17 protein-coding genes are annotated in these 16,374 nt (G+C 64.2%); 12 read left to right on the top strand and 5 right to left on the bottom strand.

All coding sequences use genetic code 11. The annotated features are described in order from the left end of the window. Positions 1-22: 22 nt before the first annotated feature. Both JJE66_RS14440 and JJE66_RS14435 read right to left on the bottom strand, forming a co-directional pair. Positions 23-526 (bottom strand): pilus assembly protein N-terminal domain-containing protein, encoded by a 504-nt coding sequence (locus JJE66_RS14440; protein ID WP_200514902.1) that lies wholly within the window; start codon positions 524-526, stop codon positions 23-25. A 263-nt stretch (positions 527-789) separates the two neighbouring features. Beyond that, positions 790-1,617, bottom strand: coding sequence for a sterol desaturase family protein (locus JJE66_RS14435; RefSeq protein ID WP_200514901.1), 828 nt, complete (start codon positions 1,615-1,617; stop codon positions 790-792). Positions 1,618-1,874: 257 nt separating this feature from the next. Here JJE66_RS14435 and JJE66_RS14430 point away from each other — a divergent pair, with 257 nt between their 5' ends. The 10 genes from JJE66_RS14430 (at position 1,875) to JJE66_RS14385 (ending at position 10,785) form a co-directional block, all read left to right on the top strand. Next, positions 1,875-2,039, top strand: a complete 165-nt coding sequence (locus JJE66_RS14430) for a Flp family type IVb pilin (protein WP_018646598.1) — start codon at positions 1,875-1,877, stop codon at positions 2,037-2,039. Between the two features lie 77 nt (positions 2,040-2,116). Next, positions 2,117-2,257, top strand: coding sequence for a hypothetical protein (locus tag JJE66_RS14425; RefSeq protein WP_200515408.1), 141 nt, complete (start codon positions 2,117-2,119; stop codon positions 2,255-2,257). Positions 2,258-2,380: 123 nt separating this feature from the next. Beyond that, a complete protein-coding gene (locus tag JJE66_RS14420; protein WP_200514900.1) occupies positions 2,381-2,905 on the top strand; it encodes a prepilin peptidase in 525 nt (174 codons plus the stop codon). Between the two features lie 127 nt (positions 2,906-3,032). Then, positions 3,033-3,830, top strand: coding sequence for a Flp pilus assembly protein CpaB (gene cpaB, locus JJE66_RS14415; RefSeq protein WP_200514899.1), 798 nt, complete (start codon positions 3,033-3,035; stop codon positions 3,828-3,830). Between the two features lie 11 nt (positions 3,831-3,841). Continuing rightward, positions 3,842-5,317 (top strand): type II and III secretion system protein family protein, encoded by a 1,476-nt coding sequence (locus tag JJE66_RS14410; protein WP_200514898.1) that lies wholly within the window; start codon positions 3,842-3,844, stop codon positions 5,315-5,317. A 20-nt stretch (positions 5,318-5,337) separates the two neighbouring features. Continuing rightward, positions 5,338-6,060, top strand: coding sequence for a CpaD family pilus assembly protein (locus JJE66_RS14405; RefSeq protein WP_200514897.1), 723 nt, complete (start codon positions 5,338-5,340; stop codon positions 6,058-6,060). Further along, complete coding sequence (locus JJE66_RS14400) at positions 6,057-7,322, top strand: AAA family ATPase (protein ID WP_200514896.1); 1,266 nt, start codon at positions 6,057-6,059, stop codon at positions 7,320-7,322. The genes JJE66_RS14405 and JJE66_RS14400 overlap by 4 nt, the downstream gene beginning before the upstream one ends. Positions 7,323-7,343: 21 nt before the next feature. Further along, positions 7,344-8,807, top strand: a complete 1,464-nt coding sequence (locus JJE66_RS14395) for a CpaF family protein (protein WP_200514895.1) — start codon at positions 7,344-7,346, stop codon at positions 8,805-8,807. 16 nt (positions 8,808-8,823) lie between these two features. Further along, a complete protein-coding gene (locus tag JJE66_RS14390) occupies positions 8,824-9,801 on the top strand; it encodes a type II secretion system F family protein (protein WP_200514894.1) in 978 nt (325 codons plus the stop codon). Positions 9,802-9,810: 9 nt separating this feature from the next. Further along, positions 9,811-10,785, top strand: a complete 975-nt coding sequence (locus JJE66_RS14385) for a type II secretion system F family protein (protein ID WP_200514893.1) — start codon at positions 9,811-9,813, stop codon at positions 10,783-10,785. Positions 10,786-10,933: 148 nt separating this feature from the next. Here the strand turns inward: JJE66_RS14385 and JJE66_RS14380 are convergent, their stop codons facing one another. The 3 genes from JJE66_RS14380 to JJE66_RS14370 form a co-directional block, all read right to left on the bottom strand. Further along, on the bottom strand, positions 10,934-11,746 hold the full coding sequence (locus JJE66_RS14380) for a tetratricopeptide repeat protein (protein ID WP_200514892.1): 813 nt from the start codon (positions 11,744-11,746) through the stop codon (positions 10,934-10,936). Between the two features lie 71 nt (positions 11,747-11,817). Then, positions 11,818-13,326, bottom strand: coding sequence for a metallophosphoesterase (locus JJE66_RS14375; protein ID WP_200514891.1), 1,509 nt, complete (start codon positions 13,324-13,326; stop codon positions 11,818-11,820). A 359-nt stretch (positions 13,327-13,685) separates the two neighbouring features. Further along, complete coding sequence (locus JJE66_RS14370) at positions 13,686-13,889, bottom strand: hypothetical protein (RefSeq protein ID WP_200514890.1); 204 nt, start codon at positions 13,887-13,889, stop codon at positions 13,686-13,688. 202 nt (positions 13,890-14,091) lie between these two features. Here JJE66_RS14370 and JJE66_RS14365 point away from each other — a divergent pair, with 202 nt between their 5' ends. After that, positions 14,092-15,465 carry a M17 family metallopeptidase gene (locus JJE66_RS14365; RefSeq protein WP_200514889.1) on the top strand — a complete coding sequence of 458 codons (1,374 nt, stop codon included), beginning with the start codon at positions 14,092-14,094 and terminating at the stop codon, positions 15,463-15,465. After that, on the top strand, positions 15,458-16,300 hold the full coding sequence (locus JJE66_RS14360) for a C40 family peptidase (protein WP_200514888.1): 843 nt from the start codon (positions 15,458-15,460) through the stop codon (positions 16,298-16,300). Before JJE66_RS14365 ends, JJE66_RS14360 begins: the two co-directional genes overlap by 8 nt. The last annotated feature ends 74 nt before the right edge of the window (positions 16,301-16,374 follow it).

The following is a 16,374-nucleotide window of genomic DNA, read 5'->3' as shown; positions in this document are numbered from 1 at the left end:
GTTGGCCTCTCGGCTGATCTTGCTAGTTCGTCTTGGCGGCAGCGCCGCCATTGCCGTTGCCGCTGGCGTTGCTGCTCAGCGAACCGGCCTGCCCCATCGTGGCGTTGAAGTAGCCCTCGCTGTCGCCGAGCGTGACGCGGCGCTGGCAGAGCGGCATGCAGCTATAGGACTCCCGCTCGACCCCGCGATAGACAGTGACCAGCCGGTCGCTCGGGCCTTCGACCTGGATCTGCCGATCGACCAGGATTTCACCGCCGCGGTCGAGCGCGATGAAGTTGGTGGCGCCGTAGCCTTTGCCGGTCACGACGATCATCCCGCCGGGCTGGAGCGTGACGTCGGCGATCATGGGATTGCCGACCACGATCGTCGCCACCTTGCCGGGCAGCCGCACGAGCTTGGCCTGGTCGACATTGACCGCGATGGTATCGACGGTCGGCTCGGCGAGGCCAATAGATGGCGAAGCCAGCACGGCAGCCGCAGCCACGAGACAGACGCGCGCATGACGGCGCAGAAACTCTTTACGCATACTCTTACCCCGGGACGTCACAAACCGGCGGAATCGATCGGGAAGCGGAGCCGGCGCCCGACCCGGTTAACCTGCCCGCAATTCGTGAACGTTCCGCAAATTCGGCAAGTATTGTTTGAACGGATCGGCATTTTGTCTCTTTGGGACCCCGGATGCTGTCCTGGAGCGTTTTCGAGCGAAGTGAATACCGGCTCGCGTGAAGAAAACGCGTCAGAACAAAGATCTGGAGCCTCCGTTCCGATTCGATCGGAACGGAAAAAGCTTTAGTGGCGGAACGGATAGGCGAGTTGGCCCGCGATCTCCTTCGGCATGGTCGCTTCGTCCTTGCCGTAATCCTGCGGCAGTTCACTCTTCGGCATGCGGAAGGTCCCGAACAGCACGTCCCAGATCGGGAAGGTGCCGGCGAAATTGGTGTCGCCGCCTTCTTCGAGCGAGGTGTGGTGCCAGCGGTGGAACACCGGCGTCGCCAGTACATATCGGAAAGGCCCGAAGCTCCAGTTCAAGTTGGCGTGCACGAACGCCGAGTGGAAGGTCGTGAACGGGCCGACCCAGATCATCACGTTCGGCGAAATGCCGGCCATCAACAGCACGACGTCGACGCCGATCGTGCCGAGCATCAGATTGACCGGGTGGAAGCGGGCCGCCGAAATCCAGCTGATCTCCTCGGAGGAGTGATGGATCGCATGGTATTTCCAGAACCCGCCGCCGTGAAACAGCCGGTGCAGCCAGTACAGCATGAAGTCGGCCAGCACCAGGAACAGCACGCCCTGCACCCAAAGCGGCAGTTGCGACAGCGGGCCGTGGCCATTGTCGTAGAAGGCGATCAACTCGTCAGCGCCATGGATGTTGAAGACGATGCCCGCGGTGACGATCAACAGTCCGATCCGCATGGTGCGGGCGAACACCGGAACGAAGAACCAATAGCAGATGTCGGTCACGATCTCCCGCTTGCGCCACCACGAAGGACCGGGATTGCAGGCCCAGAAATGTTCGAGCACGGTGAACACAACCGCGAGCATGAAAGTAACGGGGATCACCTTCTCGATGGTTTCGCCGAGCATCAGGGCGACTTGCATGGGCAGGCTCGACATCATTGCTTCTCTTCCAGGCTGCTGATCCCACTTACGCCTACTCCGTGAAATTTAAGGGAGGGTGAAGTTGACGGCGCGTTCGGAGCTGGGGCGCATTGCAGCGGTCGCCTTAAGGTGAAATTCACTCTGGCCAAAAGCATCGCGCAAGGCGCGGGTTTGACTGATCGAATTAACTTCGCCGAAAGAGCTCGGCTCACATGGTCGTCGCGTCAATACAGCGCCGAACGAGGCGACCTCAACCAGATGGAGTTTAGTTCATGAAGAACCTGATTGCGCGTTTCGCTAAGGATGAATCCGGCGCCACCGCCATCGAATACGGTCTGATCGCCGCCGGCATCGCGCTGGCCATCATCACCGTCGTCAACAACCTCGGCTCCACGCTGAACACCAAGTTCGGTTCGATCAGTTCCTCGCTGAAGTAAGCCGACCGACGGACGACCGCAAAAGCCCCGGACCTCCGGGGCCTTTGTTTTTGTGGACAGTGTGGGTTCCAGTGGCGTTGCGTAAGCAAAGAACCGATGCCGCGGTTGCGGCGAACGAGGCGGACACGGCGCATATCGACGCGTCGGCCTACTGGGTCTGCCTTGCGCTGCTGCTCGCCATGGTCACGCTTGCATTGCGCATCGCCAGCATATGGTGAGACCGCCGGTATCCGGTGCTAGTTCCGAGGCTGCCACGGCCGTTGTCGGTTTGTTTAGCACTGCCGGCTAGCATGCGCCGACGCCTCGATCCGGCGACAGACCCAGGCCTCAAGACGCAGCCCATGATCCTCGACCTCGCGCGCCTTATGCTCTTCCCGGCCCTGATGGCGTTCGCAGCCGCCAGCGATCTCTTCACGATGACGATCTCGAACCGCGTCTCGCTGGCACTGGTCGCGGGCTTCTTCGTGCTCGCCTTCGCCGGTGGCATGGCACCTTACGAGGTGTTGAGCCATGTCGGCGCCGGCACACTTCTCCTTGTCGTGGCGTTCACCTGCTTTGCGATGGGTTGGATGGGTGGCGGCGACGCCAAGATCGCAGCGTCCGTGGCGCTCTGGTTCGGCTTCGCGCAATTGATGGACTTTCTGCTCTACGCGTCGCTGTTCGGCGGAGCGCTGACGCTGCTCCTGCTCCAGTTCCGGCAATGGCCGTTGCCTTACGGACTTGCGGGCCAGGCCTGGCTGGCGCGGCTGCATGCCAAGGAGAGCGGCATTCCCTACGGCATCGCGCTCGCGATTGGCGCTCTGATGATCTACCCCGAGACCGACTGGGTGAGAGCGATCGACCTCGCTCACCTCGCATTACGCTGAACGCCCGGTATCAACCCGGCGTTAAGGCGATTTAGATACGCCTCATTAACCATGCTTTGACGAATAGCTGGTCAACTGCCGATTACGGCGGCGGCAGCGTCGCGGCGTATTGTGGAAAGTGAAGCGTATGAATAGGGCACGCATAGTCGTCCTGACGGTCGCCATCTGCGCCGGCGGTATCGCCGCGTATCTGGCGAGCGGCTCGGACTCTGCGCCGCCTCCAACGGCTCCGGTCGCGCAGCTTCCCACCACCGACGTGCTGGTCGCCAAGAACGACATCGGCCTCGGGCAGACCGTGAAGCCGGAAGACGTGCAGTGGCAGACCTGGCCGACCGCGACGGCCAGCTCCACCTTCATCCGCCGCAGCGAGCGCCCCGATGGCGCAACCCAGGTCACCGGCTCGATTGCGCGCGCCCCCTTCATCCAGGGTGAGCCGATCCGCGACCAGAAGCTGGTCAAGGCCGATGGTTCCGGCTTCATGGCCGCCATTCTGCCGAGCGGCATGCGCGCCATCTCCACCGAAATCTCGCCGGAGACCGGCGCAGGCGGCTTCATCCTGCCGAACGATCGCGTCGATGTGCTGCTCACGCGCCGCCTCAAGAACCCGGACCAGAGCGCCGGCGCCTCCGATATCGTCACGTCCGAGATCATCCTGGCCAATGTCCGCGTGCTGGCCATCGACCAGGCGCCGAAGGAAAAGGACGGCCAGAACTCGGTGGTCGGCAAGACTGTAACCTTGGAACTCAATCCCGCACAAACCCGGCAGCTTTCCTCGTCCCGGCAGGCTGGAACGCTGTCGCTGGCGCTGCGCAGCATTGCCGACGTCAAAATGAGCGAGATCACGCTCGATGAATCCGCGCAGAAAAGCGACGGCGTTTCGATCATCCGGTACGGCATTCAGAGCCAGGCGACGAAGGCACGATGAGGACAGTCGATATGAAATGCAGGGCAGATCTGGCGACGATGCGGACCTCGATGGTTCGCGCCCTGTCGTTCTCGGCCGCTCTCGCGCTGACACTGAACCCCGCGCTGACGCCCGTGATTGCCGCAGATTACCGTCCCGCCACGCCGGTCACGGCCGACGGCCAGATGAATGCGCGCTTCCTCTCGCTCGGCGTCGGCAAGTCGATCGTGATCGACCTGCCGCGCGACATCAAGGACGTCCTCGTCGCCGATCCCAAGATCGCCAATGCGGTGGTCCGCTCGTCCCAGCGCGCCTACATCATCGGCGCCTCGGTCGGCCAGACCAACATCGTGTTCTTCGATTCCGCCGGCCAGCAGATCGCCGCCTATGACATCGCGGTCAAGCGCGACCTCAACGGCGTGCGCGCGGCGCTGAAGCAGATCCTGCCGAATTCCGACATCCAGATCGACGGTCTCGGCGACGGCGTCGTCCTGAGCGGCACGGCTGCCAATCCGATCGAAGCGCAGCAGGCCAACGATCTCGCAGCCCGCCTCGCCGGCGGCGCCGACAAGGTGGTGAACTCGATCGTGGTCCGCGGCCGCGACCAGGTCATGTTGAAGGTGACGGTCGCCGAAGTCGCGCGCAACATCGTCAAGCAGCTCGGCATCGACCTTACTGCAAATCTGAACTACGGCACGTCGGTGGTGAGCTTCAGCAACTCCAACCCGTTCACCGCCCTAGGCAAGAATCTCGTCGACGGCAACAGCCTGACTACGAAGTTCGGCGCCACTCCCTCGGTACAGGCGACCCTGCGTGCGATGGAGACAGCCGGCGTGATCCGAACGCTGGCCGAGCCGAACCTGACCGCGATCTCCGGTGAGTCCGCGACATTCATCGCCGGCGGCGAATTTCCGGTGCCGGCAGGCTATGCCTGCGATCCCACCACGCATGTCTGTACCACCCAGATCAGCTTCAAGAAGTTCGGTATCTCGCTCAACTTCACGCCCGTGGTGCTGAGCGAAGGCAAGATCAGCCTCCGCGTGATGACCGAGGTGTCGGAGCTATCGAACGAAAATGCGATCACGCTGTCGCAGGCCGTGACCTCGACATCGGTGAACTCGCTGACGGTGCCCTCGATCAAGACCCGCCGCGCCGAGACCTCGCTGGAAATTCCCTCCGGCGGCGCGATGGCGATGGCCGGCCTGATCCAGCAGCAGACCAAGCAGGCCATCAGCGGATTGCCAGGCCTGATGCAGCTCCCGATCCTCGGCACGCTGTTCCGCAGCCGCGACTTCGTCAACAACACGACCGAGCTCGTCGTCATCGTGACGCCCTACATCGTGCGCGCGGTGGCGCAAAAGGACCTGTCGCGGCCGGATGACGGTTTCTCGGCGCCCGCCGACCCGCAGGCCGAGCTGATCGGCAACATCAACCGCATCTACGGCGTGCCCGGCAAGACCGAGCCGGCACGCAACTACCGCGGCACTTACGGCTTCATCACCGACTAAGGCGGAACGGGGACATAGTTATGACCACAACACGACCCCAGACCCGCCACCTCGCCGGCGTGCTCGTCGGTATTGCGCTTGCGCTCGGTGGCTGCCAGCACGACGAGGTGGCCACCGCTTCCATTCCCGACGATTACAAGAAGCGTCACCCGATCGCGATCGAGGAACAGAACCGCTCGATCGTCGTGTTCGTCGGTCACGCCCGTGGCGGCTTGACCGCAGCCCAGCGCGCCGACGTGATGGGCTTGGCATCGACCTGGCTGCACGAGGGCACCGGCGCCATTCACATCGACGTGCCGTCTGGAACGCCGAATGCGCGTCCGGTCGCGGAATCGATGCATGAGATTCAGGCGATGCTGGCGGCGGCGGGCGTTCCCCCGCGCGGCATCATCGCCCGTCCCTACCAGCCGGAAGACAAACGTTTCCTGCCGCCGATCCGGATGACCTATTCTAGGATCGCCGCGGTCGCGGGCCCCTGCGGCCTGTGGCCGGAGGATCTCGGCCCTTCGATAAAGAACAAGAGCTGGTTCGAGAACAAGGACTACTACAATTTCGGTTGCGCCTATCAGCGCAACCTTGCGGCCATGGTCGACAATCCGTCGGACCTCGAGCAGCCGCGGCCTGAAACTCCGAGCTATACGGCGCGGCGCATCACCCTGTTCGAGAAATACCGCAAGGGGACGCCGACGGCGATCATCTATCCCGAGGCCGAAAAGGCCAAACTCAGCGACACCGGCAAATGATCAGCTACGCGCGCCAGACTCAGGAAGAGCAGCCGGAGGCCCCGTCGCCGGTCGAGGAGCATATTGCGCCCGCGCCGCGTGTCTCGGTCCAGGCTTTCTGCGAAACCGTGGAGACCGCCGCCGCCGTGCAATCGGCCGGCGAGGATCGCCGTCTCGGCAAGGCTCATCTGAAGATCCAGATGGGCGGCATGGCGGCTGCAATCGAAGCCTATCGCTCGGCACCTACGCCGAACGTGATCGTGCTCGAGAGCGACGCCCGCAACGATTTGTTGACCGGGCTCGACCAGCTCGCCACGGTCTGTGATGCCGGCACCCGCGTGGTCGTGATCGGCCGCATCAACGACGTCATGCTCTATCGCGAACTGGTGCGCCGCGGCGTCAGCGACTACGTGCTCGGGCCGGTCGGCGCAATCGACGTCGTGCGCTCGATCTGCAATTTGTTCTCGGCGCCGGAAGCCAAGGCGGTCGGCCGTATCGTCGCCGTGGTCGGCGCCAAGGGCGGCGTCGGCGCCTCCACCGTTTCCCACAACGTCGCTTGGGCGATCGCGCGAGACCTCGCGATGGACGCAGTGGTCGCCGATCTCGACCTCGCCTTCGGCACCGCCGGGCTCGACTACAACCAGGACCCGCCGCAGGGCATCGCGGACGCTGTGTTCTCGCCCGATCGCGTCGACACTGCCTTCATTGACCGCCTGCTGTCGAAATGTACGGACCATCTCAGCTTGCTGGCGGCGCCGGCGACGCTCGACCGGGTCTATGATTTCGGTACCGACGCCTTCGACTCAGTATTCGACACGCTGCGCGCCACCATGCCCTGCATCGTGCTCGACATCCCGCATCAATGGTCGGGCTGGACCAAGCGCGCCCTGATCGGCGCCGACGACATTTTGATCGTGGCCGCCCCTGATCTCGCCAATCTGCGCAACACCAAGAACCTGTTCGATCTCCTGAAGGCCGCGCGCCCCAATGATCGGCCCCCGCTGTACTGCCTCAACCAGGTCGGCATTCCCAAGCGCCCGGAGATCGCCGCGACCGAATTCGCCAAGGCGATCGAGAGCCAGCCGGTCGTCTCGATCCCGTTCGAGCCGCAGATCTTCGGCGCGGCCGCCAACAACGGCCAGATGATCGCGGAGATCTCCGCCAACCACAAATCGATCGAGATGTTCCTCCAGATCGCCCAACGCCTGACCGGCCGCAGCGAGACGAAGAAACAAAAGTCGTCCTTGCTTTCACCGCTGATTGACAAGTTGCGGGGAAAATAGGTCGCCGCATGGAGTTGTTAAGTGTTCGGTAAGCGTAGCGGAACAGACACCGACCCTCGGGCTCCCAAGCCCGGTGCCGTGTCGCCAGAGCCTGCCTCGGCTCCGGCGCCGACGGTGTCGCGCGCGCCGCCCCCGCCGGCCGTTGCCTCGCCGCCGCTAGCCCCCTCGCGGCCCGCTCCGGCCATGGAGACCCGCCGCTCGGACAATTATTACGAGGTCAAGGCGACCATCTTCGGCGCGCTGATCGAGGCCATCGACCTCGCCCAGCTCGCCAAGCTCGATTCCGAGTCCGCGCGCGAGGAAATCCGCGACATCGTCAACGAGATCATCGCGATCAAGAACATCGTGATGTCGATCGCCGAGCAGGAAGAGCTGCTGGACGACATCTGCAACGACGTGCTCGGCTATGGCCCGCTGGAGCCGCTGCTCGCCCGCGACGACATCGCCGACATCATGGTGAACGGGGCTGGCACCGTTTTCATCGAAGTCAACGGCAAGATCCAAAAAACCGGGATTCGGTTCCGCGACAACCAGCAGCTTCTCAATATCTGCCAACGCATCGTCAGCCAGGTCGGCCGGCGCGTCGACGAATCCTCGCCGATCTGCGACGCACGCCTCGCCGATGGCTCCCGCGTCAACGCCATCGTGCCGCCGCTCGCGATCGACGGTCCTGCGCTCACCATCCGCAAATTCAAGAAGGACAAGCTGACGCTGGACCAGCTGGTCAAGTTCGGCGCGATCTCGCCAGAAGGCGCGGAAATCCTCCAGATCATCGGCCGCGTCCGATGCAACGTGCTGATCTCCGGCGGTACCGGCTCGGGCAAGACCACCCTGCTCAACTGTCTGACCAACTACATCGAGCACGACGAGCGCGTCATCACCTGCGAAGACGCGGCCGAACTCCAGCTCCAGCAGCCTCACGTGGTGCGGCTCGAAACCCGCCCGCCCAACATCGAGGGCGAAGGCCAGGTCACCATGCGCGAGCTGGTGCGAAACTGCCTGCGTATGCGTCCCGAACGCATCATCGTCGGCGAAGTCCGCGGACCCGAGGCCTTCGACCTGCTGCAGGCCATGAACACCGGCCACGACGGCTCGATGGGGACGCTGCACGCCAACAATCCCCGCGAAGCATTGTCGCGCTGCGAATCGATGATCACCATGGGCGGCTTTTCGCTGCCCTCGCGCACCATTCGCGAGATGATCTGCGCCTCGATCGACGTCATCGTCCAGGCCGCGCGCCTGCGCGATGGCTCGCGCCGCATCACCCACATCACCGAGGTGATGGGCATGGAGGGCGATACCATCATCACCCAGGACGTCTTCCTCTACGACCTGGTCGGCGAAGACGCCAACGGCAAGATCATCGGCAAGCACCGCTCCACCGGCATCGGCCGACCGAAATTCTGGGAACGGGCGCGCTATTACGGCGAAGAGAAACGCCTTGCCGCTGCGCTCGACGCCGCGGAAGTGGCACCGACGACGTGAGCAGGTCAGCGCAACCATGAACATGCAGGTCCTCGCCCTCGCCTTCCTCGCCACCGCCGCCGTCGGCGGCCTCGCCTGGGTCTTCCTCTATCCGCTGCTGTCCGGCGAACGGAAGGCCGAAGGCCGCCGCGCCTCAATCTCGCGCGCCGATGCGCCCGCGGCCAAGCAGGCCGAGAAGAGCCAGCGATCACGCCGTGAGCAGGTCGAGAGCTCGCTCAAGGATCTCGAGGCGAGGCGCGCGCAGGAGAAGAGCGTTCCGCTTCACATCCGCTTGTCGCAGGCCGGGCTCGACTGGACGCCGCAGAAATTCTGGATCGTGTCCGCCGTCGTGGCGGGCCTGTTCTTCTTCGGCGCGCTGTTCGGCGGCGGCGGTCTGCTTGGCGCTGCCGGTCTCGCCTTTGCCGGAGGCTTCGGCCTACCCCGCTGGGCATTGGGTTTCCTGAAGAAGCGCCGCGAAAACCAGTTCCTGAAAGCGCTGCCCGACGCCGTCGACGTCATCGTGCGCGGCATCAAGGCCGGCCTGCCGCTGTTCGAATCCATCAAGGTCGTCGCCGCCGACGCGCCGGAGCCGCTGCGCAGCGAGTTCCTCCAGATCATCGAAACGCAAGCGATCGGCATGCCGCTCGGCGAAGCCTGCACGCGGCTCTACGATCGCATGCCGCTGCCGGAAGCCAACTTCTTCGGCATCGTGGTGTCGATCCAGCAGAAGTCGGGTGGCAACCTCTCCGAAGCGTTGGGCAACCTCTCCAAGGTACTGCGCGATCGCAAGAAGATGAAGGAAAAGATCCAGGCGATGTCGATGGAGGCCAAGGCCTCGGCCGGCATCATCGGCTCACTGCCGCCGATCGTGATGTTCCTCGTCTACCTGACGACGCCCGGCTACATCTCGCTGCTGTGGACCCATCCCACCGGCCAGCTGATGCTGGTCGGCTGCGTCGTCTGGATGTCGATCGGCATCATGGTGATGAAGAAGATGATCAACTTCGATTTTTGATGGTGCCGTATGGTTGATTTGCTCATCACGAAGCTGCACGACGTCCACTTCATGACCATGTTGCTGGCGGCCATCGCCGCCAGCGCCACCGTGTATACGCTGGTGATGCCGCTGTTTGCCGGCGAAGGCCTCTCCAAGCGCATGAAGGCGGTGGCGAGCGAGCGGGAGCGGATCCGGCAGCGCGAGCGCGAACGCCTCAACAAGAGCGAGAAGGTCTCGCTGCGCCAGACGCCGAAGCAGCTGGTCTCCAGGGTCGTCGAGGACTTCAACCTCACCAAATGGCTGGCGCAGGAGGCCGCGCGCGACAAGCTGATCATGGCGGGCTACCGCGGTCATGCCCCTTACGTCACGTTCCTGTTCGCCCGCATGGTGGCCCCGCTCGTGCTGTTCGTCGGCTCGATCGCGTACGTGTTCCTGATTGCCCATATGGACCGTCCGATGCCGATCAAGATCGGTATCTGCGTCGGCGCGGCCTATGCCGGCCTCCAGGCACCAATGCTGTTCCTCAGGAACAGGATCTCGAAGCGCCAGCTCTCGATCAAGCGCGCCTTTCCGGATGCGCTCGACCTGCTGCTGATCTGCATCGAATCCGGCATGTCGGTGGAAATGGCGTTCCGCAAGGTCGCCACAGAAATCGTGGGGCAGTCCATCGCGCTGTCGGAGGAATTCACCCTGACCACCGCCGAGCTGTCCTATTTGCAGGACCGCAAAGTGGCGTACGAAAACCTGGCGAGGCGCACCGGGCTCGAAGGCGTCAAATCAGTGTGTCTGGCGCTTCAGCAGGCGGAACGCTACGGCACCCCGCTCGGCCAATCCCTGCGCGTCATGGCGCAGGAAAACCGCGACATGCGCATGAACGAGGCCGAGAAGAAGGCCGCGGCGCTGCCGCCGAAGCTGACGGTGCCGATGATCCTGTTCTTCCTGCCGGTGCTGTTCGTCGTCATTCTCGGGCCGACCGGCATCAAGATCTCCGAGCTGCATTGAGGCGCGGCGGGATCGGACCCCCACGACAAAAAGCGCGAAAACAACCCCATGCACAGTAGCCGGGCAATGCTGGCTCGCGTCGGTGTGGATCGTGGAAAGCGTCTGAAGCGCCGATGGAAATGCGCGCGATGGCGCAAGCGGCGATGGATCAGTCGGACTGGCTGAGCGAGGCGACCGGCGTCCGCTTCGGGGCGCCGCGCGAGCCATCGTTGCGGTTCAGCATGTCCTTGAGATAGGCGACATTGGCCTCGGCCTGGTCCGGAGGCAGGTCGGCCCTGACGATGGTTTCGGCCTCGGCAAAGCGACCCTGGAGGCCGACCACCAAAGCGAGGTTCTGCCGCACCCGGGCGCTTGCGCGCGGCGAAGCGTAAGCCTGCCGCAGCGCTTCCTCGGCTTTCGGTAGCTGCTTCGTCAGCATGTAGGACAGGCCGAGATTGGAGAGCACGCCGGGATCGCCGGGGGCGATCTTCAGCGCGCTCGCATAATAGGCGCGCGCCTCGTCGTGACGGCCCATCTGGTCGAGCGTGGTGCCCTGCACCGAGAGCAGGCGCCAGTCCGGATTGTCCGGCGAATGCGCCTTCGACAGCACGTCGAAGGCCTGCTGGAAATTGCCGTTGTCGGCGAGCGCGCGGCCGTATTGGGCAAGCAGCGGCTTGTAGCCGGGATTGGCGAGGGTCGCCTGCTCGAGCACGGCGGCGGCCTGGGCGCGCTGGCCGTTGGCGCGCAGGGCCTGGCCATAGGCCAGCGCCGCGGCGGCGTCCTTGGGATTGGCACGGTAGCGCTCGCCGTAGGCCTCGGCGGCTTGGGCAGGATCGGCCGGGGCGGCTTCCGCCTTCGGACCGATCGAGCCGGTGACGTCGGAGAGCTTTGACATTGCCGTGCAGCCGCCGAGGCTCGCGGCCACCAGCGCGATCAGCGAGGCGGAGGCAAGAAGCCGGGCAGGACGGAACCGTTGACGCATGACGCTTTGACTCTCGAGCCGATTGATCGAGCCGAACGCGCCAGCAATAGACTGTTAACCCTAATGGCCGGTTAACGCGGGAGTCCGCGGCCTTCCGGCGATATCGCGCCGCCCAGGCCTAGATCGAGGCCGAGCAGCTTCACCTGATCGTTCAGGTCCCGCAGCAATTGCAGCCGCTGTCGCACCCGCCCCTGAACATCGTCGCCGTCACACGGCGGCATTGGCCATCGACGCAGGAGATCGTCACGATTGACCAGGCGATCGGCACGAAGTTCGTCGAGCGTGGCGCGGTCGATGCCCAGCATTTGGGAGGATTGTCCGATCAGCTGGCGAAGCAGCGCCCTCACTTCTGCCAGTGCCGCGGCGTCGGGCCACTGTGCCGACCTTGCGAATCTGCCGTCGAGATCGGCCCAGGCATGAGAGGTGACGAGATAGCTGTAGAGATTGTCCGCCCAGCTCTGCCCGCTGTCATCGTAGAATGCGCGGCGCGACAGCAGCCGACGGACGAGCCGCAGGACCTGATCTCGCTTCAGCGACGCGCATGAGGCGATCTCGATCGCCGACTGGACGGCAGGATCGCGGGACAAATCTCGCCCCACCGGGAGGCTGATGAGTCCATCCGGCAGATTCGAATCGAGCGGCCTGAAGCCGCCATCGTTGCGCGGCCGCGAATAGCGCGCGATTGCGAACCCATATTCGGGCCGCTCGGCATCAGAGGTCGGGCCGAAATGGATGATGTTGAAGCCGGCGGCGTCGCCCCCCTGCCCGGTGGACGACGGACAGGAGAGCACATAGATCGTGCGCCAGAAATCCTCGCCGCCGCTCCGGGGCGCGCGGGGATCGGGGATCGAATACCGGGTGAGCCCCTCGACATGCCGGTGCCCGTGCAGGACCAGATTGACGTTGAGCGAGGTGGCCGCTTCGAGAAAGGTCGCCGGCGCGGCGAGATACATCAGCGGCTCGTCGGGGACGCCGAGAAACCGCTTGCCCTCGCCGGTCGCCTGCGGCAGCGGATGATGATGCAGCGCCAGCACACGCACCAGATTTTCCGCGGGCTCGGAATAATCGGCGCGTCCGGCCGAGCCAATGCTGCCCGCGAGCTCGACGCTCAGCCGGGCAGAATGCGCGACCATCGCATTGTAGGCCCGCTCGTCGATATTGCCGCTGGCAAGTGTCGTCAGGCTTGCACTGTTGGAATCGAGCAGCACCAGGTCGAGGCCGGCCTGGCGGTAATAGATGCTCCTCGAGGTCCGCGGCAGGTGCAGATAATCGTAGGCGTCGTGCCGGCCGCCGCGCTGGCTCGGACGCTTGACATCGTGATTGCCGGCCACCGCCTGGATATCGGTGAACAGGCCGGTCTGCCGGAGCGACGCGATGACCGCGAGCGCTTCGTCGAGCGCTCGCGGTGTCGGGTCGTCCACGAGGTCGCCCGTGATCAGCAGGATGCGGTCGGACACATCCGCGAAGCCCGCCATCCGCTCGCGCAGCGCGCCGGTGAGGGTCTCGATCGTGGCAAGCAGCCGGCCTGACCCGTCCAGATGCAGGTCGGATATCTGCGCAATGACAAACGATCTATCCATGTTGCGCCGCTGATTGCGAATGCTGCGTCGCCAAACGATTGAGAGAAATGGCTTCAACGAAGAGGTTCAGATTGGCATCAACCGAATCCAGCAGCGATCTTGCGCTCGATACGTGCAGACGCGCACCGCACAACTTAAAATATTCGCCAATAATGCCACAACCGTGGCGCTAGTAAAGCCCCGCAACAATTGCTCTCGTGAACTAGAGCGTCTTCCAGCGAAGTGGATACCGGTTCGCGTAATGAAAATGCGTCAAAACAAGAATCTAGAGCCCCGTTGCGATCCATCGGAACGGAAAGGGCTCCAGGGTTCTCAACGAAGATACGTGATCAGCTCGCACAATGTTTCGCCCGGCCCGATCAATATTCGACGGCGAGACGCTTGCGGATTTCATCGATGCGCTTGTCGAGCGCATCGAACCGCGCGTGAACCGAACGGTCGTGGAGGTAGAAGACATAGCCGCCGGCAAGGAATGCGAAGACCCAATGATGATGCTCGACATAGCCAAAAACCGCCTCGATGGCCTGGCCAATGAATGTGACCACACTCCACACAAATTCCATTGCAATTCCTCCCGGCGCTTCGTCTGCGATGACCGGCGTTCTCTGCGCGCCTGGCCAAAGCTGCCGGAACCTAGCATGGCGTCTTCCTTGCGAGTAGCGGCTCACTGCGTGGTGACCGCAAAGCCGATTGCAGCCACGACAAATCTCTGCGAAGTCTCCTCCGACCGAATGACCCGTTTGATCTGACGAGCCGGACCCGCCAATGCCTTCCGTCTTCGCGACCTCCTCGACCGCCATCCCGATCACCTTCGTCACGAAGTCGAGCTGGGATCAGGTCGCCGAGACGCTGCCGCCGGCGCAGCGCCAGTTCGCCACGGCAAGCGCCTTCGCCGCCAAACCAGGCGGCTATCTCGCGCTGCCCGCGCCCGACGGCGCGATCGCGCAAGTGCTGTTCGGGCTTGAGGACGACGGCGCCAGATCGCGTGATCCGTTCCGGCCCGGCGCCCTGCCCGGCCTGCTGCCGCCGGGCACCTACCGCTTTGCCAATGCACCGCACGATGCACGACTGGCGGCCCTCGCCTTCGCGCTCGGCAGCTACCGTTTTGCGCGCTACCGCAAGGCTGATAGCCCCAATGTCCGGCTGGTGCCGCCGGAGGGCGTCGACCCGGTCGAAATCAACCGCATGGCGGATGCCGCGATGCTGGCACGCGATCTCATCAATACGCCCTCGAACGACATGGGCCCGGCAGAGCTGGCGGCCGCCGCGCAAGACCTTGCCGCCGAGTTCGGCGCAAGCTTCACCTACACCATCGGCGAGGATTTGAAGGCGAATTTTCCGCTGATCTACGCCGTCGGCATGGCCTCAGACCGCGCGCCGCGGCTGATCGACATCGTCTGGGGCGACCCCTCCCATCCCAAGGTCACGCTGGTCGGCAAGGGCGTCTGCTTCGACACCGGCGGGCTCGATCTGAAGCCGTCGAGCGGCATGCTGATCATGAAAAAGGACATGGGCGGCGCTGCCAACGTGCTGGCGCTGGCGCGCATGGTGATGGACGCGAAGCTGAAGGTGCGGCTGCGCGTGCTGATTCCGGCGGTGGAGAACGCGGTCGCCGGCAATGCCTTCCGCCCGCTCGACATTTTTACGTCGCGCAAGGGCATCACGGTCGAGATCGGCAATACCGACGCGGAAGGCCGTCTGGTGCTCGCCGATGCGCTGGCGCTGGCCGATGAGGAGACGCCCGAGCTGCTGATCGATCTGGGCACGCTAACCGGCGCCGCGCGCGTCGCGCTGGGACCTGATTTACCGCCCTTTTACACCAATGATGAGACGCTTGCCGCCGACGTCGCGCGCTGCGCGGCGAAGGAGAACGATCCGATGTGGCGCATGCCGCTGTGGCCGCCTTACGATGCGTGGCTGGACTCCAAGACCGCCACCATCACCAACGCGCCGTCCGGCGGCTTTGCCGGCTCGATCACCTGCGCCCTATTCCTGCAACGCTTCGTCGAACAGGCCAGAAGCTGGTTGCATGTCGACATCTATGGCTGGACGCCGTCGGCAAAACCCGCGCGTCCCGAGGGTGGCGAGTGCCAGGCCGCACGCGCCATCTACGCATTGCTGAGCGAACGCTATGCATGACCCGCGGCTGACAGCGGCGCGGGGCGACCTCGCCGCGAAATATCTCGAAGGCAAGGTGAAGGCCGATCGCTTCGTCACCGGCGAGGAGTTCGAGGTGGTCGCACCGATCGCGCCGGTCCGCGAGCAGCCGTCCTCGAACGCGATGCTGATGACCGAAGCGTTGCGCGGCGAGCGCGTGACGATCTACGACCGCAACGGCGAGGGCTGGGCCTGGGGCCAGCTCGGTGGCGACGGCTATGTTGGCTGGCTGCCGGACGCCGCGCTGACGAAGCCTGCGGCCGCACCGACACACAGGGTCAGCGCGCTGCGGACGCTTGCCTTTCCCGGTCCGTCGATCAAGCTGCCGCCGGCCGACACCCTGGCGCTGGGATCGAAGCTCACGATCACCCGCGAGGATAGCAGCTTTGCCGTCACGCGCGAAGGTCTGTTCCTGCCGAAAGCCCATCTCTCAACGCTCGACCATCGCGAGCCGGACTACGTCGCGGTCGCCGAGCGCTTCGTCGGCACGCCCTATCTCTGGGGCGGCAAGAGCAGCCTCGGCATCGACTGCTCCGGCCTCGTCCAGGTCTCGCTGACGGCCGCAGGCATCGGCTGCTCGCGCGACAGCGACATGCAACAGGCTGGGCTCGGTCGCGCGCTGGAGCCGCATAAGCGAAGCAACTTGCTGCGCGGCGATCTGATCTTCTGGAAGGGCCATGTCGCCATCGTCCGCGACGGCTGCACGATAGTTCATGCCAACGCCCATCACATGGCAACGGTGATCGAGCCGATCGAGCCGGCCATCGCGCGGATCAAGGCGGCCGGCAGCGAGATCATCGCAATCAAGCGGCTCTAGCCGCGTCGTCGAAATGCGTCGCATCTGCCTTACTCCCGGAAGGCGACATTGAAGGCGCCGTGGTCCGTGTCTGC

The sequence above is a fragment of the Bradyrhizobium diazoefficiens genome, assembly GCF_016612535.1.
GTDB lineage: Bacteria > Pseudomonadota > Alphaproteobacteria > Rhizobiales > Xanthobacteraceae > Bradyrhizobium > Bradyrhizobium diazoefficiens_C.
Note: the sequence above shows the minus strand (reverse complement) of the source record. Positions and strands in the feature narration are given on the sequence as shown.